General features: G+C 40.0%; 14 protein-coding genes. 3 read left to right on the top strand and 11 right to left on the bottom strand.

Features of this window, described 5'->3' with window-relative positions; translation table 11 throughout:
• Nucleotides 1-68: 68 nt before the first annotated feature.
• Together bcsG and tyrR are read left to right on the top strand one after the other, a co-directional pair.
• The gene (bcsG, locus tag C2M25_RS11050; RefSeq protein WP_105181107.1) at nucleotides 69-1,649 is read left to right on the top strand and encodes a cellulose biosynthesis protein BcsG; all 1,581 of its coding nucleotides are present in this window, start codon (nucleotides 69-71) and stop codon (nucleotides 1,647-1,649) included.
• A gap of 95 nt (nucleotides 1,650-1,744) precedes the next feature.
• Nucleotides 1,745-3,301: a transcriptional regulator TyrR gene (gene tyrR / locus C2M25_RS11045; protein ID WP_054561931.1), complete on the top strand. Its 1,557-nt coding sequence runs from the start codon at nucleotides 1,745-1,747 to the stop codon at nucleotides 3,299-3,301.
• A gap of 66 nt (nucleotides 3,302-3,367) precedes the next feature.
• On the opposite strand, the gene C2M25_RS11040 is transcribed toward tyrR, so the two are convergent.
• Nucleotides 3,368-3,856 carry a hypothetical protein gene (locus tag C2M25_RS11040; protein WP_063700238.1) on the bottom strand — a complete coding sequence of 163 codons (489 nt, stop codon included), beginning with the start codon at nucleotides 3,854-3,856 and terminating at the stop codon, nucleotides 3,368-3,370.
• A 109-nt stretch (nucleotides 3,857-3,965) separates the two neighbouring features.
• Here C2M25_RS11040 and C2M25_RS11035 point away from each other — a divergent pair, with 109 nt between their 5' ends.
• A complete protein-coding gene (locus C2M25_RS11035) occupies nucleotides 3,966-4,496 on the top strand; it encodes a thioesterase family protein (protein WP_063700236.1) in 531 nt (176 codons plus the stop codon).
• A 60-nt stretch (nucleotides 4,497-4,556) separates the two neighbouring features.
• On the opposite strand, the gene C2M25_RS11030 is transcribed toward C2M25_RS11035, so the two are convergent.
• The 10 genes from C2M25_RS11030 to C2M25_RS10985 all read right to left on the bottom strand — a co-directional run bounded on the left by C2M25_RS11030 (nucleotide 4,557) and on the right by C2M25_RS10985 (nucleotide 25,574).
• Nucleotides 4,557-5,801, bottom strand: a complete 1,245-nt coding sequence (locus tag C2M25_RS11030; RefSeq protein WP_063700234.1) for a DUF642 domain-containing protein — start codon at nucleotides 5,799-5,801, stop codon at nucleotides 4,557-4,559.
• Between the two features lie 246 nt (nucleotides 5,802-6,047).
• Nucleotides 6,048-10,127: a poly-gamma-glutamate synthase PgsB gene (locus C2M25_RS11025; protein WP_105181106.1), complete on the bottom strand. Its 4,080-nt coding sequence runs from the start codon at nucleotides 10,125-10,127 to the stop codon at nucleotides 6,048-6,050.
• On the bottom strand, nucleotides 10,117-14,349 hold the full coding sequence (locus tag C2M25_RS11020; RefSeq protein WP_158679709.1) for a hypothetical protein: 4,233 nt from the start codon (nucleotides 14,347-14,349) through the stop codon (nucleotides 10,117-10,119). The genes C2M25_RS11025 and C2M25_RS11020 overlap by 11 nt, the downstream gene beginning before the upstream one ends.
• A 26-nt stretch (nucleotides 14,350-14,375) precedes the next feature.
• The gene (locus tag C2M25_RS11015) at nucleotides 14,376-15,119 is read right to left on the bottom strand and encodes a hypothetical protein (RefSeq protein ID WP_105174652.1); all 744 of its coding nucleotides are present in this window, start codon (nucleotides 15,117-15,119) and stop codon (nucleotides 14,376-14,378) included.
• Nucleotides 15,109-15,477 (bottom strand): hypothetical protein, encoded by a 369-nt coding sequence (locus C2M25_RS11010; protein ID WP_105181104.1) that lies wholly within the window; start codon nucleotides 15,475-15,477, stop codon nucleotides 15,109-15,111. Before C2M25_RS11010 ends, C2M25_RS11015 begins: the two co-directional genes overlap by 11 nt.
• Nucleotides 15,474-17,372, bottom strand: coding sequence for a hypothetical protein (locus C2M25_RS11005; protein ID WP_105181103.1), 1,899 nt, complete (start codon nucleotides 17,370-17,372; stop codon nucleotides 15,474-15,476). The genes C2M25_RS11010 and C2M25_RS11005 overlap by 4 nt, the downstream gene beginning before the upstream one ends.
• Complete coding sequence (locus C2M25_RS11000) at nucleotides 17,359-20,472, bottom strand: poly-gamma-glutamate biosynthesis protein PgsC/CapC (protein WP_063700219.1); 3,114 nt, start codon at nucleotides 20,470-20,472, stop codon at nucleotides 17,359-17,361. The genes C2M25_RS11005 and C2M25_RS11000 overlap by 14 nt, the downstream gene beginning before the upstream one ends.
• Nucleotides 20,472-22,364, bottom strand: a complete 1,893-nt coding sequence (locus C2M25_RS10995; RefSeq protein WP_105174649.1) for a hypothetical protein — start codon at nucleotides 22,362-22,364, stop codon at nucleotides 20,472-20,474. Before C2M25_RS10995 ends, C2M25_RS11000 begins: the two co-directional genes overlap by 1 nt.
• Nucleotides 22,365-22,373: 9 nt before the next feature.
• Nucleotides 22,374-24,587, bottom strand: coding sequence for a CapA family protein (locus tag C2M25_RS10990; RefSeq protein ID WP_105181102.1), 2,214 nt, complete (start codon nucleotides 24,585-24,587; stop codon nucleotides 22,374-22,376).
• A 333-nt stretch (nucleotides 24,588-24,920) separates the two neighbouring features.
• A complete protein-coding gene (locus tag C2M25_RS10985; protein ID WP_105174647.1) occupies nucleotides 24,921-25,574 on the bottom strand; it encodes an OmpW/AlkL family protein in 654 nt (217 codons plus the stop codon).
• Between the last annotated feature and the right edge of the window lie 184 nt (nucleotides 25,575-25,758).

Raw genomic sequence — 25,758 nt, 5'->3', positions numbered from 1 at the left:
CGAAAACTAACATTTAGGCATGTATTATTAACGCCTTATACGCCAAGACGACTCAAAAAGGATAACAAGTGAGGCTTTCAGGATTAGGTTTTTGGAATTTATATTTTTTAGTTAAGTTTGTTCTGTATAGCCGAGGTGATATTTCGTTTGATTTATTTGCAAACTTAGCTTTTTTTGCTTTTCTCGCTATCTCTTTTCAACATATTTGGTTGGCTCGTATTAAGCAGATTCTGAGTGTGGTAATTGGTGTTGCCTTGTTGTATCACGATTCATGGTTGCCCCCGATTTCTCGGCTCACCAAGCAAGCTGGCAATGTACAAGATTTTAGCATCGGCTATTTTTTTGAGATCACGTCGCGCGTTATTAGTTTTGATTTGATTTTTGCGCTTTTCGCTTTGGTGGTTTTTTATTGGTTTACTGTAAAGTGGTTACGTTATACCAGTATTTCTATTATTGGTTTTCTTTATGCGTATTGGCTCGGTGGGTCAGCTGCAGATAATGAGGTTCCACCTCAGTTTGCAACCAATAGCCACGTTGTACAAAAACAAGTTCCCGTTTTAGTCTCTGACACTGCAGCGCAAAAGACGCCAGATCAACAGTTACAAGACTTTTACCAGCAGCAAAATTTATTACAAAGTCAGTTCCCAAATGCATTTAATGGCCAACCATTTGATGTCGTTGTATTGAATATTTGCTCTTTAGCGACAGCAGATTTAAACGCCATCGGTGTCGAACCCCGTAATCTGTTTGCTGATTTTGATATTTTGTTTAGCCAATTTAACTCAGCAACGTCGTACAGTGGTCCTGCTGCAATTCGTTTATTACGAGCAAGTTGTGGGCAGACAAGTCAAGAGCAACTATTCAAACCGGTTGACGAGCAATGCCAACTATTTACTAACCTTGCTGAACTTGGCTATAAAACCAGTGTGGCGCTAAACCACGATGGTCATTTTGATGACTTTATAGGTTTGATCAGGCAGTACGGCGGTGTGTCTGTGCCTAAACTGGATTTTAGTCAATTTAGTGCTGCGCAATATGGTTTTGACGGCAAACCGATTTATTCTGATGCAGATATCCTTACTAATTGGTTGAAAAAGCAAGGTTCTAGTGAGCAACCTAGAGCTCTTTATTACAACACCATTAGCTTACACGATGGCAATCAAATTGCGGGTCGCGAACGGATGAATAGCTTGGCAAGTTATCCGCTTAGACAGCAGCGCTTATTTAGCGATATTGATAAGTTTATAACTGAGTTAGAAGCACAAGGTCGCAACGTGCTGTTGGTGGTTGTGCCAGAGCATGGTGCGGCACTGCAAGGCGATAAACTACAATTTTCTGGATTACGTGAAATCCCGAGTCCATCGATAGTGTCGGTGCCTACGGCAGTAAAATTCATCGGGCCTGACATTAAACATAATGGGCTTAATGTTGTTGATGAGACAATGAGCTATTTTTCTCTTTCAGAATTAATCAATAACACGATGAAGCTCGATTTGTTCACAGGGACGGTACCCATTAATCGCGTGCTTGATAATTTACCGACCTCAGCCAAGGTCGCCGAGAATCAAGATACGGTTATGATGTACATAAAAGGGCAGCCTTACATTCAGTTGGATGGGGGAGAGTGGACCAAGTATCCGACTAATTAAGTTCTTTTGTCCAAAATAGTTTACAATAGACTACCCAGTTGCAGGGAGTTAGCGTATTATTCTCATACTATAGGTTCCCGTTTTTTGAGGATGTAATGCGTTTAGATATCCACTGTGCTGACCGAATTGGTATCGCACAAGAGATTCTCAATATCTTGGTGAGTTACCAGGTTGATTTAAAAGGCATCGAGGTAGATTCGGTTAATTGTCGAATGTACGTCAGCTTTCCGCCTATTGAATTTGAACAATTCCAAAAAATCATGCCATCTATCCGTTTGATAGATGGTGTGAAAGACGTTCGTACGACTGCATTCTTACCTTCTGAGCGAGAGCATAATGAGTTAAATACATTACTGCGTGCCTTACCTGATGGTGTTATATCTATCGATGCTAAGGGCTGGGTGCGTTTATGTAATGATGCTGCGTGTCGTGATCTGCAATTATCTGAAAGCGAAGTGATTGGCGCTAACATCAATAACTTGCTTAAAGGTTTTAACTTTACGCGTTGGCTTGAAGGCAAAGAAGTTCTTGGTCAAACTACCCGAGTTGAAGTCGCAGGTGAGGACTTTATTGCCGATATTCTGCCTATTTCAGTACCACAAGGTGCTGAAGGGGATGTGTTAGCCGGCGCTGTAATCAACATCAAATCACAAAGTCGCCTAGGTCAACAAGTTAGTGCGTTTCGTCGTTATGGCCAAGAAAGCTTTGCAACCATCCATAATTTTAGTACTGCAATGCGCCGTGTGGTTCGTGAAGCGCGTAAAATGGCACAGCTTGAAGCACCAATCCTGATTACTGGCGAAACCGGTACTGGTAAAGAGTTACTTGCTCGTGCTTGTCATTACGCCTCAAACCGCTCAGTAAAACCATTTATCGCTCTGTCGTGTGCTTCATTGCCTGATGATGTCGCTGAGTCTGAGTTATTTGGTTATGCAGGCTATGAAGAAAACGCGGCACCAAAACGTGGCGTTTTAGAGCAAGCTGATGGTGGCACTGTGTTTTTAGACGAAGTTGGTGAAATGTCGACTCAGTTGCAAACTAAGTTACTGCGTTTTTTACAAGACGGTACCTTCCGAAAAGTGGGTGATGAAAACGAAGTAAAAGTAAATGTGCGTATCGTAGCTGCAACACAAAAAGACTTACCCGCAATGGTGCAAGAGGGGACATTTAGAGAAGATCTCTATTACCGAATTAATGTTTTAACCTTAGAGATTGCGCCATTACGAGATAGAAAAGCTGATATTGGTCCGTTAGCAGAGCACTTTATTCAAAAGTATGCCCAGCAAAATGGTCATTCTGTGCCAGTGATGTCTGAAGATTGTTTACGCTTTTTACAAGACTATCCATGGCCGGGTAACGTGCGCCAATTAGAAAACGCGATTTACCGTGCGGTATCCTTGCTAGATGATAACGAATTGCGTATTGAGCACTTGCAGTTACCAACGTTTACCCATGATTTAGGTTATCTTGAGTCTGACTTTGAAGGAACCTTAGACCAAGCGGTAAAACGTTTTGAGGCGACATTACTTCGCAAGCTTTACCCCGCTTATCCAAGCTCTCGTCAATTAGCGAAAAGGTTAGGTTTGAGCCACACCGCAGTGGCAAATAAGCTGCGCGATTACGGTATTAACCGTAAGACAGTGAAGGTTTAATTATATAGCTTAATTAAGCAAAAAAGGCTTAGGTAAAACCTAAGCCTTTTTCTTTTCGATTAAAAACTATTGCTTGGTACCCATGTCTTTGGTAACACCATCAATGGCGATACTTTTTATACCTTCATCGTCGAACTTAATAACAACACTGATGTTATTGCGGGCAAAAAAGTAGTCTCGATTATCAAGGCTGATAACATAATCACCTTTGACTGAATCGCTGAATTTGCGCTTTTCGAGTTTTAGGGTGTGATCAGCAATCTGCCAGTTGAAGCCTTCAATAAAGCCATTATTAAATTCCTGAACCCATACCTGTTGCTCGTCTTTGCTGAGTGTAATCGCCACTGAGTATGACTCAGGTAATGACATATCATAACTTTTATCACCAATAGTGAACTTCTCAGCATCTTGTTGCCAAGCAAAGCCAAATTTAAAGGCTTTTTCAACACCCGTTGGGTATTTTAAAGTACCGTCACCTGGAAAGTTGAAGTCAGCAAATGCTGAGCTGGTGAAAAAACTTGCAGTGAACAAAGTTACCAAACTAAATAATTTCATTAGGTTATTCTTTTTTTATACTAATATATGCACAGATTAGAGCAGAAAATTCGCCTTAGCAATATGCTGTGATACACTTTGTTCATTATCAACTGGTTAGACCTTTACTGTGAACCTCTATTTTCGACTAATACTGCTGTTTTTTAAAATTAAACGTAATCGTGATTATCAACAATTATTAGACACGATTGATATTGAATTCAAAGCGTTACCGACCGATTGCGATATTAACTTTCATCTGACCAATTCTCGCTACTTAGCAATGATGGATCTTGCCCGTACTTGGATGACTGAGAGAGTGGGCTTGCTAAAGCACATTATGAAGCGCCGCTGGTTCCCAATCGTTAACGCGACAGCTATTACCTACATTCGTGATATTAAACCAATGCAAAAGTACACCGTTAGTACACGCTTGGTTGGTTGGGATCATAAATACTTTTACATTGAGCAAAAGTTTCACTCTGAACGAGGCTTACATGCGATTGCTTATGTGCGCGGTGTATTTAAACGTAAACAAGGTGTTGTCAGCGTTGAAGAGATGCTTGAAGTTGCAGGTTTTAGTGGCGTAGCACCTATTTTGCCCGCAGAAGTGATGCACTGGAAAGAGATGTTAGAACAGAAGAAACTCACAAATAAGTGATACCTCAGGTTAGTTAAAAAAATGCCAGCTAAGCTGGCATTTTATGGCTTTATAAACAGTTTACTCTGCTGCGCAAACTGCTTCACTAACAAACGTTAAGTCGTTTACGTGTGCTGGGCCATCCATTACGAATGTCGCTTCAGCGGTATTTTGATCTAAGGTATAAATTTTCGCGTTTTCGCCGTTTTCTCTACCTGATATGTAAATTGTACCGTCATCTGCAATCGCAATGCCTGACGCCCAGTTTACACCGTGCTCACCGATTTGAGTTAACTCAAGGCTGCCTTCATCTAATGTGTAAAGTGCTTTACCAGTTAATACGTAAAGTACGTTGTAGTCACTTGAATAAGCGATGTCGCCATCAGAGAATGAGTCGCCTTCATACGAAAGCTTACCTAATACCGTTTTCTCGCCTGTAGTTAGGTCAAAATCATACATGTATGTCTTGCTTGTCGCACGTAAAGACAGACCGTCTGCAGTCACTGTTGAGCGGTAAATTGGGAATGATGTCGCATCTGCAACCTCAGCTTGCGTGTCGGTAGCTAAATCTAAGCTATAGATTTTTGACGCTTTGCTGCTGCTATCAAGCTGCTCCATGAAGTACAGCATACCGTCTTTGCTAGCAATATTTGATGCTGTATTGTTTAGACCAGCAACAACCGTTACAGCGCTTGATTCTGGGTTAAAGTGATACACATAGCCTTCAGTCTCAGAACCAAAGTTATTAATACCATATAAACCGGTTACAACTGCACATGGTTCAGGTACCTCAGTTACTACGACGTTATCGATGAATGCACCTACTGAATCAGATGTACCCGCGCCTGCAAAGCTCAACACTGAGCTTGCGCTGTCAGCTTCAACTGTAAAGCTGTATTTAGTCCAGCCTTTTGTGCTGCTGTTGACAACGGCTAATGATTCACCATTCCATAAAACTTCTGCTTTGTTTGTTTCTTCATTACCTACTACACGCGCAGAGTAATAAAAGCTCAATTCGTACTTTTTACCAGCTGCTGTCGCAAGAGCTTGTGTGATGCTGTAGTTAGATCTTGAATCTAGCTCAATGTGCTGCTCACCATCTTGTGCTGGAATAATCCCAAGTTTATTCGTTTGAATTTCAAATCTAGCGTTAGCGCTTCGAGTCCAACCAGGAATTGCATCAAATAACTGCCATTGACCATTGTGATCGGTCACTGTATCTGTATTTTCAAATGATCCGTTTTCTACTAAATTTGTGCCTGCCATTGCAATACCTGACGCAATAGCTAAAGGTAATAATGCTAGTTTAGTAACCAAGCTTTTCATGACACTCTCCGTTATGTGATTAACATAAAATTAATATTGAATAGTATAATTTTACTGCTTTAAAAGGCTTTTGTTCAATTAAGGAACAAGCCGTATTTGCGGTGATTTTACGTTTAATCGGTTAACTTTATGATTTGTAAAAGCTTGTTTTTTGATCGGAAATTTCTGATTTTTCAAGATTTTTTAACAGCTCAAAAAAACCAAACCCTTAAGTGTTAGGGTTTGGTTTTGGCTCTAATTCTAAAGTTAGTCCTGGTTTGACTTGTTCGCGAACCATCCAGACTTTTGATTGCGACTGAGTTTACCTAGTAGCTTAATCGCTCTTTCTAAAGTGATGCGTTGATCTGCAATATCACGATAAATTTGATTTGCGCGCTTTTTGCGTTTTACGGCAGCGCCAGCATCTAAAAATGATTCGATTAGTTGATTAAAGTATTTAACAGGTAATGATTGCTGTTGTTCCTGTTGTTGACTAGATTCATCTTCTTCTAGCTTTTCTAATAGGCTTGATATTTCTGCTTGGCAAAACTCATTTTGCGCAAGATGAGTTTTCTTTAAAACGGCTAACTGTTGTTTCATGTAGTCTATATCTATGAAATTGAAAGCAACAATCATGTTTAGCGTGGTAAGTGCTGTACGAAACTCTTTTGCTGAGCAGCGTTCATCAAATAAATGGCGTATGATTTGATGTATTTTCTGCCATTGTTGCCACGCATACACGTAGTTTAAACCCGCACCTTTAATGTTTTGCATGCCTACAATAACTTGATGCGTATTTGGCAGACCTAATTCGGCGATTGAAGTCGTTAGTTCATCAGCAGATAAATTACTGTTTTCATGCACTGTTAGTTTAGATTTAGTTATAGCTAATAAGCGCTCTTTTATTTCATTCGCATTACCAGCCATATTTTCTTGCAAAGTAGCCAATGCGTTTCGTTGAAACAGGTGACGGAAATTACACAAAATAACACTTATTTGTGAGTCTGAAATATCACCCAAAATTTCTTTTACACACGCTTTATTTAGTGTCCCTTCACTCAACGACATTAATTTATCAGCATTAGCGTGCCCAAAAGCATGTGCAAAACGAGCCTGGACTTGCTCTGTTGTGAGCAAGTTAAGTTGCACCTTCAGGCTTTCGAGATCTTCAATATCATTGTTTTCAATAAGCTTATCAATTCGTTCTGTTAGGGCATGAATAAAATAACTATAAAAGCCATCAACGTTGCTGCCTATCACTACAATTCGGTCAAAACGTAAATCATGGCTCAAAATATTCGCGAATACCTTCGAACGTGCAACACGGTCATTACGATTATTAATCAATGCAATGACTTGTGTTTTGGGGCAATCATTAAGCCTATAAAGGTCAAGTCTTCGCCAATTTTCGAGCGTTGCTAAACGTTCATTAGCAGACATACTATTTACAAAAGACTGCTCTAAATTGTTTATAGGGGCGCGAGGAAAGTGTTGTAATACGCCGATGTCAGGAATAATTCGCGCAGAGGTCTCTTTAAAAACATAGTCTTTACTGAGGCCAATGTGTTTGGCCATTTTGCATACTAAAGCAATATTTGCTGGATGCTCTTGGTATGGATAAAGCGCCCGAATATCATCAGTAATTTGTAAACCATCAGCCCAGTGTACTTGAATTAGGTTAGAATTTTTCTGTTTTGCATTAGTATCAAGTAGCGGCGCCATATTCTGTTCGCTAGTGAATACTAAACTTTTTTCCCCAATGAAATGGCTTGTTTCATTGGCAACATCAATACCTGTTGGCCCTAATATATCTTCATGATCTGGGTATGCATTGGTGATAGTTGAAAAGTTGTCTTGCATCCAATTGCGTAAAATTCTCACATAGCGTGGGGTTAAGCCCATGCATTCCCATAGAAAAACATCAGCTTGTACATTTTTTGCAAAATGTAAAACATCACTTTGCTCCCAAATACTGGCTTTATCAAAAGGTCTAAACAGGGGAATTTCGAATTGTTCACCACTTGCTCTGGCATAGATCATAGTTGCCTCGCAACCCGTCGTTTTACTAACGACTTTTAATGTGAGGCTACTAAATAACGCTGCTTTTAAACGCTCAGTTCCTGATTTTCCTCGTGTACCCCAACCCCCAATTGAAACAGGAATTTGAGCTCTATCAGACTTTATTTGGCGGCTTATCTTCACATGTCTTGCCCAAAAGTAGGCAATAAAGCTAAGCACAAAGAATATAAGCTGGCCTATGCTATTTTGGTAAATCGAATACGCATACTCTTTAAAGCTAGACCAAATATTAAATAGAAAAGGTGTAATTGCGAGCTTGTTGTATAAATGACTGATACTTGCTTCAACGGGGAAGGTGACATCTAGCACGCTGCCATATTGCTGAAATTCCAGCTTAAATCCTTTCTTTTGTAGTATTTCTAAAAAGTGTCTTTGCTCAACTTCAGAGCCATTACGCAACTCGTTTAATTTTTCAAAGTTAAACGATATCCAGCTATAACAGTAAAGTCGTTTAAAAAGGCGCTTTGGAGGCGTGACTATTAGAATACCATCGGGGGTGTAAGTTTTTGCCGACGTTTTTATGTGGTCTTGAGAAAGGCTACTTAATAGAAAGTCGAGTAATGGTAAGTGTTCACGAGCGCTAAATTGTTGTTCATCAAAGCGTGGTTCGCCAGGAACTTCCGTTTGACTAATTTCAGCCACTGTACTGCTAGGCACATGCATAAATGCACTCGGTTTTCTTGCTTGTAAGTGATTGTAGCTTTGGCGTTTATCAGTACTGGGTGTTTTGAATTCATGCCATAGTCGCCAAAAACGAAAGCCACGCTTGTAGCCATGCTGCACTTGCCATGATTTGTTATGCGCATTGACATTGTAGGCTTCGAAATTTTGTGCCTGATTGCTTAATAGCCGACCAAGAACTTGTTCATCCCAATCGGCTAAATTTAGATTATTTTGGGCGCTTAAGTCGACTTCCAACTGAGCCACTTGCTGCTGGTGCATAAAGCTGACAAGTTGTTCCCGTACTCGGCTGATAATTCGACGAATAGCGAGGCTCGGTTCATTTTCTAGGCGCTGATTTAAAAATTCCACAAACGATTTAAATAGGCTATTCGTTTGCTGCTCTGTCTGACAATCCACTTGCAGATTAAACATGATGCGAGGGCTTAATTCGAGTAACAAGCGCTTTTCAGCAAAGCTAACTGTTGCTTTTAATTGTTGCTGCCAAATTTGCAATCCTTGTCGGTGTTCACTAAACCGTGGATCGGCTAATTGTTTAATGAGGGTTAATCGTACAGCTTGCTGTGTTTCATATTGTAAACCCTCTAAGACAAGCTGTTGTGAGCATGACCAAGGTAACACTGCACATTGCTCGTAGACACTTTGTCTTACTCTTGGATATGGATGTTTTGCAAGTAAAAATAATAGTTTAACGTTAACCTCACTGAGGTTAAGTTGTTTGCTTATAATGCTAGCAAAGGCACTGAGTAAAAATAATTGCCTGCGGTCAATTTGCGCGCTGTCAGGTAGCTCCAAATCGATATGAGAGCGCATAAAGTAGCGTGTGAATGTTGGCCTTAAATTAATTAAGATTTCTAAAATATCGACCTTTGCTGCATGCGGTGTGGTAGGCTTTTCAAGAGAATGCAGCAGGTTTTCAACTAAATCTGCATTAAAGTCAGGATCATCCACATATTCACTGAGTAGTTGCACTTGATTAGCCAAAGCGCGAAAAATTGAATTGCGAATTGCTTCATTGTCCGTTTTTTCTAATAACGATAGGAAGAAGCTTTCTAAATTCAGGTTCAGCCATGACTGTGCAATTTCGTCAGCATGAATGCGCAAATATCGATTTGCTAAATCGCCGAGTTTCCCGATTAAAAATTTCAGTGATTGTTCAAGTTCGGAGGTTTTATCTTGGTAGCGATTAATCATTGCACCTTCGTCAAACCAGCGCTGAAAAGCCTCTTGATCTTTTTTGAGCTGTATACGGTCTGCACCTAAAATATATGCGTAATCAAGAATGTGAAACTCACGCTCGGCCTTTAACTCGGCATGGCTTAAGCGCTCTACAAAACGGCGATGATCGGTATCAAGTTTAAGCAGCTGATTCTGTAAAGTGTCAATTTTGTGTGTCAAAAAGGCAATTGCTTGCAGCAAAAGCCAATCATCTTCATCGTCGTCATCAGGTTGGTTTTGTATCAGCTGCCATTGGCTTAATTCATCAACCAGCTCACGATATTTTTGACGGTATAAATCTAACCAAAAACTGGCAATATCCGCAAAAAGCAATGTTTCTAGACGTTGTTTAAGTTGTTTACTGCTCATAATCACTGTGCTCTAGCAAATGGTTAAGTTGAAGTGCAGGGAAAATAATTTCATCATGAGCAAAAGGTGCAAAGCCGGTGTGCTGGTTATTACCCGATGAAAACTCGACACTAATATTATGATTGTTCCAGACCCAGTCTTGCTGCCAACTAAGTTTCAGCCAGCCATTTGTGAAACTGCCTAAATTAACTTGTTTTTGCCATGCAAAGCGAGTGATGTATTGCCACGTCGCAGTGGCTCTATGATCGTCAGCAAAGCGATAGTAGCTATCTAGGCCAACTTGAAAAATGTGGCCATGATAATATTGATTCCAACTTGAGTTGAATTTTAAGTAATCGAGACTTAACCAATCATCATTAGAGCCAGAAGAGACGCCAAAATTAAGGTAGTTATCAACCCAAGGTTGATAACGGTACTGGTAATAACTCAACCAGCCAGATGCATGATTTTCACGGTAGAAGTTGAAAATGCTCGAGTTGAGTTGCTCATCTGCTAGGTAATCATCTAAATCTGCGCTGCTATAGCGAATATAAGGGGTTACTTGCCATTGGTGACGGTGCACGGTATCGCGCTGCCAGGACTGACCAATACTGATACTTGCATCTAATGCATACTGAAGATCAAAGCTGTCATGACTAGGTTGCCAACGTGAGTTGATTTGTGTGTCGATATACCATGGGCTGTTTTCATCTTGCCAAGAGTGGTATCCATTTATGGCAAAAATATCAGCTTGGGTATCGCTCAGTGAGTAATAGCCTTCTAATTGATACCAGTGGTTATCATCATTGACTCGTAAGCGGGCACCTATATCTATTTCTTCACGGGCAGGAATATCTTCGGCACTTTGGAAAATTGTTTGCTGATCGTAGCGAATAAATCCCTGCCAATTTAATTCATCACTATGCAAGTTTACCTGCTCATTGATGATAGATGGCTGCTCTGGGGCTTGATAAGTGATCAGTTCAGGCAGCAAGGTTTTTGCTTGTGAATAAGGCGAAATTTTATTGCTTTGCTCACTCAGCTGCCAGCTATATAGGCGTACGTACTGCAACTTATCAGCAGTAACTTCAATCTTCCCCGCAGGGTGGAAGAACCGCCTTTCTGTGCGCTTAAATTCATTCATTTCTTCTAACTTAATGAGTCTGTCAGCAGGTAACTTGGCCATTAAAGGCGTATCAGGTGTCACAGTGTAAAAGAGTAACGTTGTTGGCAGTGCTAAGTGTTGCCAGCGACCTGCAATATATTGCTCAGCTTCGATTGTTAGATGCTGCGATAGATAGGGGTTCAACCACCTGAGCGAAATGATATTGTTATCCAATTCACGTTTGTTAAATGTGAAAGGAATGCTTTGCTGTTCAGTGACTGACCAAATCTTTTGAACACTTGCTAATTGCAATGACAGGTTAGCAACATTTGCACGCGCCAACTCAGCAGTAGAGAAGTTAAATTTAAAACGGATCTGTTGCCCTTCAGTTTGTGCTAAATCAATGTTTAATGTGTGGAATGGGCGCAGTAGAATGCCTTCATTGGAACCTGCCTGTGTATTAAGTAGTGTAAAACGATCGGCAAAACTGCTTTGCGCAGTACTTTGCATATCAAATAATCGCGTACCAGCAAAGTCGAGCAAACTATCTAATGGCTGCCATTGACCATAACTTTCTATTCTGTTTTGTAAAAAGGTTGACTTAGCATCCGCATCTAAGGTTTCTAAGCGCTGTAGAAGTTGTGTGTATTGGTTATTGGTAAGGCGTTTTTTACTGAGTAAATAAAGCCCATTTAGTAGCAGGTCTGCTTGTGTTGCGTCAGCCGAGTAAATGAGCGACATAATATCGTTTGATGTAGATTTATTTGCTGCATCAGATACATAATCGAACTGGCTAAATAAAGACTCAGGAATGAAATTGACATCAAGATAACTCGTATGGTCAGCTGTTATTGTAAGCGCTTCTCCAGCTTGAAGGCGTACTACCAGAGTGGCTGCCACTGACGCTGCTTGTTGGTTTTTAACAAACAAGGTAGTCGCCGGTATATCGCTAAAAATTGGCATAAGTTTATGCTGATATTGGCTCTGTGCCATAAGCCAAGCCGTTTGATACTCACCGTTTTGCTTGGCTGCTGTGCGTGCCTTAATAACTAAATTAATAGGCGTTTGGGCAGTAAAAAACCACGGCATTGCTTCTGTGATGACGGTATTTTGTAATTTACCTTGGCTGTTAATGAAGGTTTCTTGCGAGCCCGCTTTTAGCTGATACCGAGCTTCATCAATAAAGGGGTGTGCACTTAAAGTCTGATAGTTTAGGGCTTTAAAGCTTTCAGAGACTTTAGTTGGCACAGTTGATGAGTAAGCAAGCCACGCAGCCAAACGATGCTTTTGCTGTTTCACAGCTAAATTAATCAAGATAGGCTGGCACTCTTTTATGGTTGTTAAGTTACCTGCACACAGTGCAAATAGTTTAATATCTTGACGTTCTGTTTGATAACTATCAATCAAGGCTCTTGCTGCAAATTGCTTCAGCTCTAATTGCTGTGTACTTTTGTATAACCCTTCTAAATAACTATTTGCTAAATGAAATTGCTGTTGTTCACGTAAAATTGCCACTCGAAGTTGCCAAGCCTGTTCTGCAATTGCTGTATCAGCATTTTGTGTCAGAGGCTTTAAAAATGCTAAGGCATCGAGTGGTGCGCTCGATGCTAAGTCTTTGGCTGTGAGTAATGATTGTTCTGCATTAAAGGCCGTGACGTTTTTACGTGCTGGCGCATAGGGCTCGATGGCCGCTAAATAATCGGCATGTTGTTTGTGTAGGTCATCTGCAATCAATTTTGATATCGCTGGGCGTAGATTCTTAGTACTGACTGCTTGTTGATATATAACTTCATCACTAGGCAGATCGGTCAGTGTTCTTGCATAGAGCGCAAATTCAATTTGATTCGACTGACTACTTAAGCTTTGAATAGTCAAAGACTGGCTGTTAAGCGGCACTGAAATTATTAATGATTGAAAGTCTTCTGTTGCTTTTAGGTTTACTAACCAGCTATTTTCACCTGAAGACAGCTTTAACTGGCTATCTTTAGTGCTTTTAGCAATTAAGGTTAGCCAAGGTGTTGCACGTTTTTTGCTTGATAAATCAAATAGCTGTGCTGACTGATTTAAAGTGGAAATGAGGCGAAGCTGTTGATTTATACGTGGATAAAACTGATCGTCAACTAAGCGTTGTTCAACGAGTTCTGAAACCATACGACTATTAGTCTCCACTGCGCTAAAAGTGCGGTAACTACCCCAAAGTTGAGATTGCCCAGTCATCATTGATAGCAAGTTATTGTGACGTTTAGTGGCAAGAGGGTTATTTGCTGTAAATACATCATCACTAAGTACGTGTAATGAGTGGTCGTTATAAACCGCTGAAATGGCATCATTTGCGACTTGGTACCAATAAGGTAGCAAGTGTTTTTCTTGTTCTTTTTCAGCAACATTATCATCATAAATCGCACGATGACTTTGCTCTAGTTTGATAAAAGCATCGGTTTTACTTTTTATCGTTAAGTATTGCCCCGCAGCAATTGCTAGGTACTCAGTATTTTCAAGGCCTAGCGACTGTTCTTTATATTCTAAGGCTTGACTATTAATGGTATTTATTTTGGCGACCAATTGTTTATCGACATACGCATAAACAACACCTTTTTCATCAGGTTGTTGCATATTTTGACGAACAGATAATTTAAGTTTTTTCGCCGCAGAGAAAAACAAGGTAACTTCGTCATCTTTGTTTAGTTGATAATAACGCTCACTACCTCGGCGATTTTTAGTTACAACGGAGGGCTTAGCAAGCGATAAAGCACGTCTAAAGCTATCTACATTTTGTGGTATATGACCAACCATGGCTGTGAATGTAGTATCTTCATCCAGATGATTTTGGATGGCGACAATTCGGTTATGGCCCATAGCTGGCAGCTGGCAACGTTTCGTATCGCAAAGTAAGTCACGATGCACTTGCAGTCGTTGTTGTATGTATTGTGTATTCCCCGCACTAATAATAAATTTATTAAGGTGATCAGGGGCAATGTCTAGCCAATGTCCTTTAGGAAGCCAAAGGTAGTGATGCTGTTTGGCATTAAAGCGCATATCTTGGCTGGTGGTAAAGGGTGCGAGCTTAGGCGAAGTTTGCAGCCAGATTGCAGGCTCAAGAACACCTCTATTTATATCAACAGCGTATGTAGGCTGCATTGAAAGCAGCAGTAAAATGATAGCAATTATGAAATAAGGCATTGGTTAAACAACTTTAATAGCTGGTTATTAGAAACTAATCGCTCACGCAACTGGCGACTTAACTCGATATGAAAAAATTGGCTGTTCTTTGGGGCCAGTGATGCAAGAATATTTGTCGTACCTCCGAGTTCTTTAACATCCAGGCCGTAAACCATCGCAGTGATCTTTAGCTGCTCGTTTAGACAGGCAGTTATTGCAATCGTCCGTGTACTAGGTATTACATGACCATTACTGATAATGGCATCTGCCTTTTTACCCTCAGGTGTTTTTCTGTTTTCTTTAGCAAAACCATGTAGTTGATAAATAGAGAATGATTCAACATGTTCAGCGTAGGCAAGAATAAAGGCATTACTCGCGCTTTGTTTATACTTTCCAAAGTCAATAAGTTCTCCATGTTCATCACGGGTGTTACGGTGTTTTGTGTTGCTTAAAAAAACTTGGCAGTGATTAAATAGTGCCTTTGCAATAGTATGAGTATGTTTGTCATAGAAGCGATGAGGTGCATAAGCAATACATTGTTCACCTTGCTGTCTATAATGAATTTCGCCGCCCGAATTTAAAGATTCATTAGCAACTAGTGCACCTTGTTTGGTAGTGAAGTGCGCAAGAGGATATTGCTGATCAGCAAGCCATAACTTTAAGTTCAAGGTTAGTTCATTCAAACTAGGTGTTGCGTGGCATGCGGATACAAACAACCACACTGCAATCAGCATCATTTTAGTTTTCATGGTTCCACCACCTTACCTTTTGCTCTTGCAGAGGGTATTCCTCAAGTACAGAAATCCACACTGTGTCAGTTGCTTGTAGTGTTAGTGAATGTAATTCAGCAATGTCATTAGTGATTGTTTGAGTAATACTCGGATAACTTGTTAATTGGCTATTTTTTGGGTGAATTAAAAATGCATCGAGTAATGCAGATTGGTGCAGCATAAAACGTTGCTTGGCGATGCTGTATTCACTGGTGAGCCCTGACTTGTAGTCAGCATTTTGTGTGAGCGATAACTCAACCGGTTCGCTGCTATTTGCACGAAAGACTTTAAATACGACGCTCATAGGGCGCTGTTGTGCTGTAAACTCAAGTGTCAAAGGCGCACTTTTATCAAGCTGGTAAATACGTTGCTTAATCCAAGGGCGTTCTCCATACCAGTTTGATAGATCGTTTTGGCCTGTGATTGCAATTGCTGCAATGTCTCCACCGATAACTCAGACACTGTGACTTCTTTACTGCTGTTGTTAGATAAGCGATAAACTAAGTTGTTGTCCTCAGAATCGTTATAAGGAGAGTAGTTATTTTTTTTGTATAAACCATAGTTAAAGACTTGTGGTGGCAACTTGGGCATAAAGTAGCGATCAGGGCTTAATACTAAAGCGACATTTGACAGAGGCAGTTTGTCAAATAGCTCTTTAGATTGATAAAAAGTTGTCACTAACTCCGGCTCTTTTGGCGGAGTAAAAGTACGAATATTAGTAAAGTGTGCTAACTGCGTTAACTCATAATGATTTGCAGCTCGTTGCTCATACCAAGCGGCAATATCGTAAAAGCCATTTATCGGTTCAGGTAAATATTGATGAGAAATTGCTCGTTGATAATTAAAATCAGCAAATCGAGATTTTAATCGAACGTAGACATCTTTCTCGGCACTAATTTTCAGGTGATGCGCATTATCAGGGGTACGTAAATAGTAGCTGTTGAGCATACCAACACGCTGCCTTTGTGTATTATCGGTGATCACGCGATCAAAATCGGATACGTCGCCTTTTAAAGTGACACTATAGTGCTCAATCGCCTGGTTATGTTCATCATAAATGATTACGCTGAGCTGATTCGTTTGTAAGGCACGAACATCAATATTGAGATTGCTACTTGGCTCTATATCAAAATTTACACTGGCAAATTCATTCACCAAATAGCTGCCTGCATAACTTGTTAAAATTGCGGCGCCTGATGCGGTTCGCCAACTAGTTAGTAATGGCTCTTCACTGCAAATAGTGACTAGCCCAGCATCAATCAGTTCTGTTTTATAATTATTGTTGTTATCAGTTACCGCGAAACTAATCGGTGTTGGCGCTTTAAATTGATGCTTATCGTGCCAAGTTAGCGATGGTAAATACTGATTTGAATTGACTGTGAAATTAAGGCTATCAGTGACATCTAGGCTAATGCTGGCGCATAGACCAAGTTCCGTGTAATAGGCACCTAAGTCGTGCTGCTGCATACTAAAGTCATAGGTCGTGACATTGTATGGCAGGGTTTCATACAAAATGTCAGATTTAAAGTCGATCCCAGGGATCCCTTGAGGTGCAATTTTTTGCCACCAAAATGCCATTGCATTACTAATTTCGGCGTTGGTAAGTGTGTTTTCGCCCATAGTAAGATAATCAGTGGCGCGTCTTCTTCTTTCTAAAGGGCGTTTAAGCCAGCTATTGAGAGGATCGATACTTTGTTCAGGCGTTTTGGCATGGACACGAACAACCACACCTTGTAGTGATTTTTCTTCTGGGATTAATGTTAAATCTAAAGTTTTTGCATTGGGGTAATGAGTAATTGGCAGATAAAAAGATTGTCCAGAAGCAACATTAAGCGATTGCTTATTCTCAATAATTTGTTTGATCTGTTGCTCTTCACTATTGTTAACTAGCTTTGAAGCGTGATGGTAAATTTTATCTAAAATCACATTACCTTTATCGTCATAAAGAACGTATTTAATTGCGTAATTTACCGGTAATTCAAGAAACACGGATTGGTCAAACACGGCATTCGATAGAATTCGTAATGAATGAGTACGCTGGTTAGAAAATGTAAAACGCAGTGGTTTTTCGCTGCTTAACCACTGTACATTAGAACGTGTTTCCGTATTGCTACGCGCATCCACGGGTTCCGCTGAGTCTAACCACACTAAAAAGCTACGCCCTGCAAACAGCACCGTGAAAAGTAATAACAAAATAAGCATTAGGGCGAATAAACGTTTAATTAAATACACGTTGACCTCCTCCCATTAGCTGATTAAATGCATGAACATCAATTAGTTGATTATTCGTCGGGTTGTAGATGGCAAGAATGCTATTGTTTTGCTTTATCATTAGCGCGAATTTATCAAGGTGTTCCAGTTTGATGGTTTGTAAACTACACGCGGTTATTTGGTGACAAAGATCTCGCAATGATGTGAGGCGTTGATTAGCGACATAGTTATTTACAAGTGTTTGTAGCTGTTGGTTTTTATTATCATCCAATGGTTGCCAGTTATAAGGCGATAAAGTAGCAAGGTTGATTACCTTGACCTTAGAGTTACTAGATATGGCTAATAAACGCTGCAACACGCTACTTTGATCCATCGAAAACTGTTGTTTAAAATCAGAAGCAAGCCACAAGGTTGCCAGCTCACTGTTAGCATTAAATTGCTGATAGCCAGATTGCGGTGAACTGCCAATTTCAAGGCCTCGTGTGGCTTGTTGTCCCATGACTGTTTGATAATTGACACCTAAAGCGATGAGCTCATTATCAAGCTGCTTCATTAAAGGAATCGCAGTATCACTTATTTGTGTTGTTGAGAATGCAATTGCATTTGGGCGTATCCATGAAGGTGCACTATGACTGCGAATTTGAATATTCAAACTAGGCTGATTTTGAGTAAAACGTAAGAAGCTTTGGTGAATGATATTGAATAAAGAGTCAACATTATCTGCAGCTAACACATTTGCTTGTGGATGAGCATAAGGGTGAGCACCTGCGACGAGTAAGTTTGCAGCATTCGCTCTGGCAAATAACTCACTAGCAAAGCTTAACGTATTACTTTCAAACAAAGGTCTAGGGACACTTAAGGTAATTGCTTCGTGCTCGGTTAAATTAAACAAGAAAATCCCTTGGCCTTGTTGTAATGCTACAGGAGTATCTAGCGGGCTCAATAGTAAATAACGTCCACTGTTGTTTTTCACAAGCCTCAATTGATAGCTTAAAAGCTGTGCGGTGCCATTAATTTGTTTTAGCTGATTTAGCATATCTTCATTCAGCGCATCATTTCCGATGCGATCAATCAGCTTATAAAGTGGTGTTAAGACCTCGAACTCCCAAAGCGCTACCTGACTTTTAGAAAGTGGTTGATAGTCAAAACTGCCTTTTTTGCTTATATGGGCAGAAAATTCATCTACTATTTGATTGATTTCTTCATTTAATTCATTGAGTTGTAGGTTGCTGTAATGGAAATTCTCACGGTAAATACTGGCCAAAATGTTGGTGTAATTATCGCCATCTAGAAACATTTCAAACATTGAGCCAGAAAAATTTGAAGAAGGCAGGCTGCTACTGGTTGCCGTACCAAAGAAGGTTGTTTCACTACCTACAAAGTCGTGTAGCTCGCGCTGACTAACGGAATGAGGTAATTGGTTGTAAATCCAATATTGACTGCTTGCTTGTGTGGCAGCATCTGAAAACAACGCTGAGGTATGGCGGTTAGCCTCTCTAATTTGTAGTATTTCCGTACCTTCTAATGCAGAAATAAAAGCCTGATAAAATGGGCTTTGTTGGTTTTCTTTTGCTAAGGTTTTTAGTGGTGTTTTACTTGTGCCGAATACCAAGGCCTTACTTTGCAGTTGTTCGAAAATAAGACCAGCAGAGTCACTGGCTAAACTTTCAGTAATGGGAAATGGCACGGTGACCAATAAAGGGGTTTTAGGATGTTTGTTTAAAACAAACAGTCCTCGCTGCCTATCTTCAATTGTATCAATCAGATAAATATAGTTTTCGTCACTTTGTAGTAAAAAGCCTATGCTTGTAAATAGAGGCGTGAGATCAGCAATACCTTGCTGCTCAATGATGGCCTGATCAAGTTTATACACAGCATATTTAAACTCAGAAACCGTTTGATTCGCTTTATAGCTACTGACGCTTACTTTATTACTTCGGCTTGTATATAGGTAACTTTTGTATTGGCTAACTTGCTGATTTAGCGTAATGACATGCATCTGTTCAGTTTCTGGTTTAAGACTCGGCGCAGAGAGCATCGAGGGTAGAAGCATAACGATAAAACCAACAATAATTGCAAGTAACCCACCCACGATAGAGGTTTGCAATGTTGCTCTGACAACAAGACCTAACGCATTCTTTTGATAGATCTTTAATGCCAGTAACGTTGCTAACATATAGCCAAACGCAAAGGTATCAGTCACTTTTATGGTAGGAAAATACCAAACCACAATGTAGTTAAGGATTAGTTTATAAATAAAGCCGATAGTGAAGAACAGCATTAATAATCTGGCACCTTCAATATTGGCGTGTTTAAGTCTGGTAAAGTGAATAAGCGAGCCACCGATTGCTAAAATTATGGCGGTTTCAGCAAATGAAGTCAGTAATTTACTAGGTTGGGTTAATTGCAGTGCCAACAGAGCTGGCAACATGATTCCGTTAAACTCCCAGCCATATTTAATATTTGCGCGAGAGGCTAGAAAAGCAGTAATGACAAGAATGATATAGGCTTTTGGGGCTGCAATGATGGACGCAGCGACTGCTTCGTACATAATACCCAAATTAGCAATACTAAAGTTTGTAAAAGGCATGAGTACAAAACGTACGAGAATAAATGTAATAAGTAACTGAATAAAGGTTACTTTTAAGCCATATTTAAAGCCTCCGTTCCACATTACATTTGCTGTTAAGGCGATAATGATAAGACCAAGCGAATAGAGCTGTGAAGCATAATCAAAGGTGATATCCCAGCGACTCAACTGATTAGCAATCACTGGCCAGAATAAGGTGTCCATACACACACGGACTAGAATACTTAACAATATGATGGCAAAAAAACGGTCACGACCAAACATTTGGCTGTAGCCAAATTTTTCCATCATATAGTGTGCACTGAATCGCATTAAGGCATAGACAACGATAGCTTCAATGATAATAACTGCTGCAGAGGTCGGGCTAATGATAAGCAAAGGGACTATATAACCTGGTACAACAAGACCCGTTAATGGAAAACCGAAGCGCAAGTTAAGCAAGCATACTACTGCGGTACCTACCCAAACTGTTGTGATAACAGATTGACCAAGGCCACTACCCGCAGGGAAGAGTGCTAACACAAAGTCCATTAAACTTGTCCCTCATTGCGAGCTACATGGTTTTCGATAAACTCGAATAATATACCTGACACTTGGAAAGGCTCACCGGAAGCTGCTTGTGAACCATCAGTATGAAGGGCTTTAATATTCAAGGTGTAACTTTGTTCTCCCAACTTTGCGGGTAAGGCTACTTCTGCTTTGTTCAGAGTGATATAACGTAATTTGCCCTTAGCAATTTCAGCGTCTAAGTCGCAGCTTTTGCAAAGTAAATCCAGTGCAGTCATTTCAAAAATGGCGAGTTGGTGCTGTTTGGCAAATTGCTCAAGGGATGCGTTTGTTTGAATCACTTGACCAAACAAATTAAATAGCACGGTTGCAGAGCGGGTGTGATTAAACACCATTTCTAAGGTTGTTAGCTTTTGCTCCATTTCATTAATAGATTGTTTAACCTGCTCACTAATCGGCTCATGAAGCTTTAAGGTTAGCAACTGATTTAATAGGCTATTGTTACTCGCTTGAGTCGTTTTAAATATATGATAATGGAAAAGCAATTCAGCAACTTGCGCAGCGAATTTATTGACGTTTTTTTCAAACGCTTGCTGGTTGAAGTATTGGTTGGGGATAACAGATAATGCCCAAAAGCCACGGACGTCACCGGCATAAACCAAGGGTGCCATAAATTCGATTTCACCTTCTTTAATATGTGTAAAGAAGGGGCGGGTAATTTGTACAACCCCTAATGATTTTAGAGCTTTGCTGTAAGGTGTGCGCTTGTAATCACGGCGCATTTCTTGAATATCATCTAAATTACAATTAATTGCACGAATTTCAACAACACGATGATCATCTTCTTTTCGAGCAAGGAAAATTGATTTTTCTAAGTCTAATTGTTGGCTAATTAATTGAATGATTGGGTCCCATGGCGAAGCTTGCTCAATAAAGCTTTGTGGAATAAAACGGCCCATCATTTTTTGCTGAATATTGTTTACAACGGTGTTCAGTTCATTATCTTCAGACATCTTTCTAACAATAATCACCCAAAATAAAGTGATAAAGGTCAGTACAATATATTGCCCGATAGGGATGAAAAGTTGGTTCATCTCAATGAATACATAACCTATTAAGCACCATAGCAATACGCTGTTTAAGGCAATAATAAAAGAGTAAATAAGCGACAGCTTTTGAAAGCTAAAAAGCAGTACAAGAACAAGCGCAAGCTCAACGAAAATAGTCAGTAAGCTATTTAACTGTTTTACAGTCGTTTGTTTATCAATACTGTCAGCGAGGTAGGCTATCAGTATTAAAGGATCATTTAGGCCGTCGAGTTTTGGGGCATGAATGAAGACATTAAAAGCGGCCGTTTTTTGGCCAACGATAATGATTTTATTTTCAAGCTGCTCACTCATTACGTCTACATCGAGCACCCGTTCAGCACTAAACTTTGGTAGCGCAGTGACAGCTAAATCAAAGTCGATAAGTTGTACGTGTTCTGCATCGTAATTAAATATCTGCTGCCAAATACTTTTGCATTCAAGCTCATTTGATTGCGGAATGCGCATTTGATAAGTAGCCCAATTATCAATTTTTGGTACGCAAAACTCGTTCCCTGCGTAAGGGTAATAAACATTTTTTTGTTGTACTGCAACTAAAGGTTCATCAGCAAGCACTACAATCGCTCGTGGTTTATATTCAACCAATTTTTCAACGAGTTGCTGGTGATTTTCAGTTAAACTTGCGCTGCTGATCAGGACTACATTGGTTTGCTGAGTGTGACTTAGTGACTCTAAATTTTGATAGAAAAAAGCATTGCTAGCCTGAAAAAGGTTGAACACATTGCTTAACAAGACCACACAAAATAAGCTTAAGGTAAGCCAAAAAGCGCGCACGTTTTTTAAACGCAACAATTGTTGAACAGCAGACACATCTCCTCCTTAATCAAGTATTGTGAATGTAAGTTTTACATTCGTATCATTACTTGCTGAGATCTTTAAAAAGTCAAAACCGTGCATTTTCTCGGTTTGCCATAGTCCATTATCTAAGCTGATAGCATCTTGCCAGCTAATTAGTGCAACATTATCTAAGCGAGAGATTGCTTCACCTGTACTTGGTGCGTAATGCCTAAATTGTAGTTTTACGCCCCTTGGTGGAAGTTCTTTTGGTCCTAAAGTGAATTCATCTGACGGTAAACTAAAGTCATGGCTAAAAGCGTGCCATGCTTGATCACCCCCTTCACTTACATCAATTTTATGCTGTGAAAAAGTAAGGTCGTCAATTTCGGTTGTATAACTCAAAAGCGCATCAATTTTTCCACCGTTTTCTGCTTGTAAATAACCATAAAAAGAGAAGTCTTTACTCAGTAGTGGATCGCCATTTTCATCTGTGAGTTCCATCACTCGCATTGTGTGTCTAAACGGTATTATCGATGGCGTATTATCGAACTCATCTCTACTAGAGCACAGCGCTTGTATGCCTGCATAAGGTTTATCTGTACATGGAAATACACTGTCACTAGTATGATCCCAGCGGCTCACTTCAAATGCTTCGCTGTCGTTATCCCAATCTTCAAAATCGCCAAACACCATTATATCGCGTCCAAATACCGCACTGCTGAGCTCGCCGCTGGTTACTTCTATTGATGATAAAAATGCCGCCGATGAAGGGCTGTATTGTCGTAAGTCAATAATGTCGCTGCTGCCATCTACCTCAATCGTAACGTCAGTTGTGCTCTGTGTTGCTTGGTTTTGGCTGAAATAGACTTCACCATAATTATCACGAGGAATTAAAGTGATATTGTCATCAGAAAACTCAGCAAGGCGTCTTAATAAGTAGTGAGTTAGAAATCCTGTTGTGAACCGTGGTTTATAATCTTCAACAAAAATAGGATAAGCAAAAGCCCGGTTGACGGTTTGCGTATTGGTATTTAAATCGATCATTACTGCAACACCGAGTAAGGTATCAAGGCGAGGTTGATCAAAGACAAAGTTACCCAACCCCAGCACTGCTGGAATATCGTTATAAACAGCAAAACCTTGCGCCACATGAGGGTGATGAGCAATAAGGAGATCTGTATTTTGTTTTGATAATGCTTCAAAGCGACTGCCAATATAGCTTGAAGGTGAGTAGGTGTATTCATCTCCACCATGCATTTGGGCAATGATAAATTGCGAAGAATCCTGTTCTTCTAATGATGATCTAACGGTATCTGAGTTGGTTAAATTTGCGGCCCCGCCTTTTGTTAAATCAGCAATATAACTATATTCATGTTCTTCACCAGTAATCGAGGTAGCGGCAAATAACACCAGAGTTACATTATCGAGCGTTTTACTGGCGGTAGTCATTGCTTGACTCTCATCAAGACCTGCACCGCTATGAAGTAAACCTGCATTGCTTACTTCAATGAGGGTATCTTCTAAGCCGGATTGCAAGTAATCGTAGATATGGTTATTTCCAAGACCAACATAATCTATGCCTATCTCAGTGAGCCCTTGTAGTGAGTCTGGTAGACTAAAAAAGCTAAACTCTTTGGTTGGATGGACGGTTGCAGGATTAGTCGTCACTGGCGACTCTAAATTTACAGACGCAAAGTCAGCATTTTGAAATAACGCTGCGACATCCGCAGTAATTGCAATGCTGTCTGCTCCTGCGGTATCTGGGTGGATCAAGGCATCAGTTACATCGGGAATAGACGTGCCCATGGTTTTTAAATTGGGATCTAAATAACGACGGCCAAACATAGTATCGCCAGCAAATAAAAGGCTTTTACTGCTCGATGCTTTAGTTTGGAGTTGAACTGTCTTTGTTGATGAGTCAGGTTGATTAACGACAATACTTGCTCGCGGAAAATATCCCGCTTGCTCAACCATAATCGCATGATTGCCATAAGCAAGGTTACTAATACTTATTGTACCATCGCTATCAGACTGATAGGTTTGCCCTGCTAAGGTAACACTGATATTGCTAAGAGGTGTTTGATTTTCATCGGTGATCGTAAAAGAAATATTTGCACTACCCGCAAGCAGCTTTTCGCGATCGCTGATTGCGATCTGCGTTTGCTCATCTGGTTTATCTTCGTTCGGGTCTTTTACCTTACATGCTGTTAAATTAAGACACGTAAGCAGAACTAAAGAATTAAAAAATATTTTCAACTAACGCCCCTCGTTATCACGCAATTTACATTCTATACGTCAAAATTATTATGGTTATTTTATAATTGCTGGCTAATAGGGACAACAATTGACCAGCTCTGAAAATTCAGATATTGCCTGCTCTTTGGCATTGTTTCGACGATATTTTATACTGGCGACTTAATAACCAATAATAAAGGTGTAGCTTAGTAAGTAAGTGTAGTTCAATTTTATTGGTTGGAGGAATTTGTCTTAGAATTTAGATAAATAGCAATTTGGTACTAGGAAGCGAGCGAAAATAAAAAAGGCCAATAAATGGCCTTTTTGTGCGTATGGGCTTTCACAAAATGAAAGTTAGAATTTGTATTTCACACCGAACATAGCAACAACTGGGTCAATTTTTACTGTTGAAGTTAGCGCTTTTGCACCGTCTGCATAAACAGTTGCGTCAGTTTCGATATCAATAAGTGAAACCATGCCATGCAGACCCCAGTTTTCACTCATCATGTAGTTAAAACCTGCTTGAGCTGCAATGCCGAAAGAGTCATCTAGTTTAACTTCTACATCGTCAGTACCTAGTGTTGCTTTTAAAGCCGCAGAAGGTTGCTCATCAAAGAAAGTTGTATAGTTAAGACCTACACCCACAAATGGACGGAACTTATACGTTGAGTCTAAAAAGTGGTATTGCGCTAAAAGTGTTGGTGGTAAATGCTTGATAGTCGCGATTTTGTTACCAGCTAAACCACCTGCGCCTTGAACATCATGACTAAATGGTGTTGCTGCTACTAATTCAATTACCCAGTTGTCATCAAGCGCGTAATCTACAGTAATACCTAGCTGAGTATCATCATCCGCACGTAGGCCTAACGTTGGCGCTTCATTGATTTTTGAGCTGTCGTTATCAGGGTTTACATTAATTGCACCTACGTTCACGCTTAAGTTTGCGTTTGCAACAGGAGAGAGTGCTAATAGTGAAGTAAGTAATGCAATGCTTAATTTAGTTTTCATGTTGTTCTCCGCGAACTACTTGTCTGATTTGGTTGAGGCTATTATTACCAAGTTGCAGCGGACAAAACCTGTTCTAGATCAAAGTTTCAAAAATGTTTGAACACAGTGAAGTCATTTATTGATTTAGATTAAGTTTTTAAACAGGTACGGCGAAAAAAAGATTGACTGTTATTGACTCTATATT

Origin of the sequence: Pseudoalteromonas sp. T1lg21 (assembly GCF_002964625.1) — a bacterium.
GTDB lineage: Bacteria > Pseudomonadota > Gammaproteobacteria > Enterobacterales > Alteromonadaceae > Pseudoalteromonas > Pseudoalteromonas gelatinilytica.
Note: the sequence above shows the minus strand (reverse complement) of the source record. Positions and strands in the feature narration are given on the sequence as shown.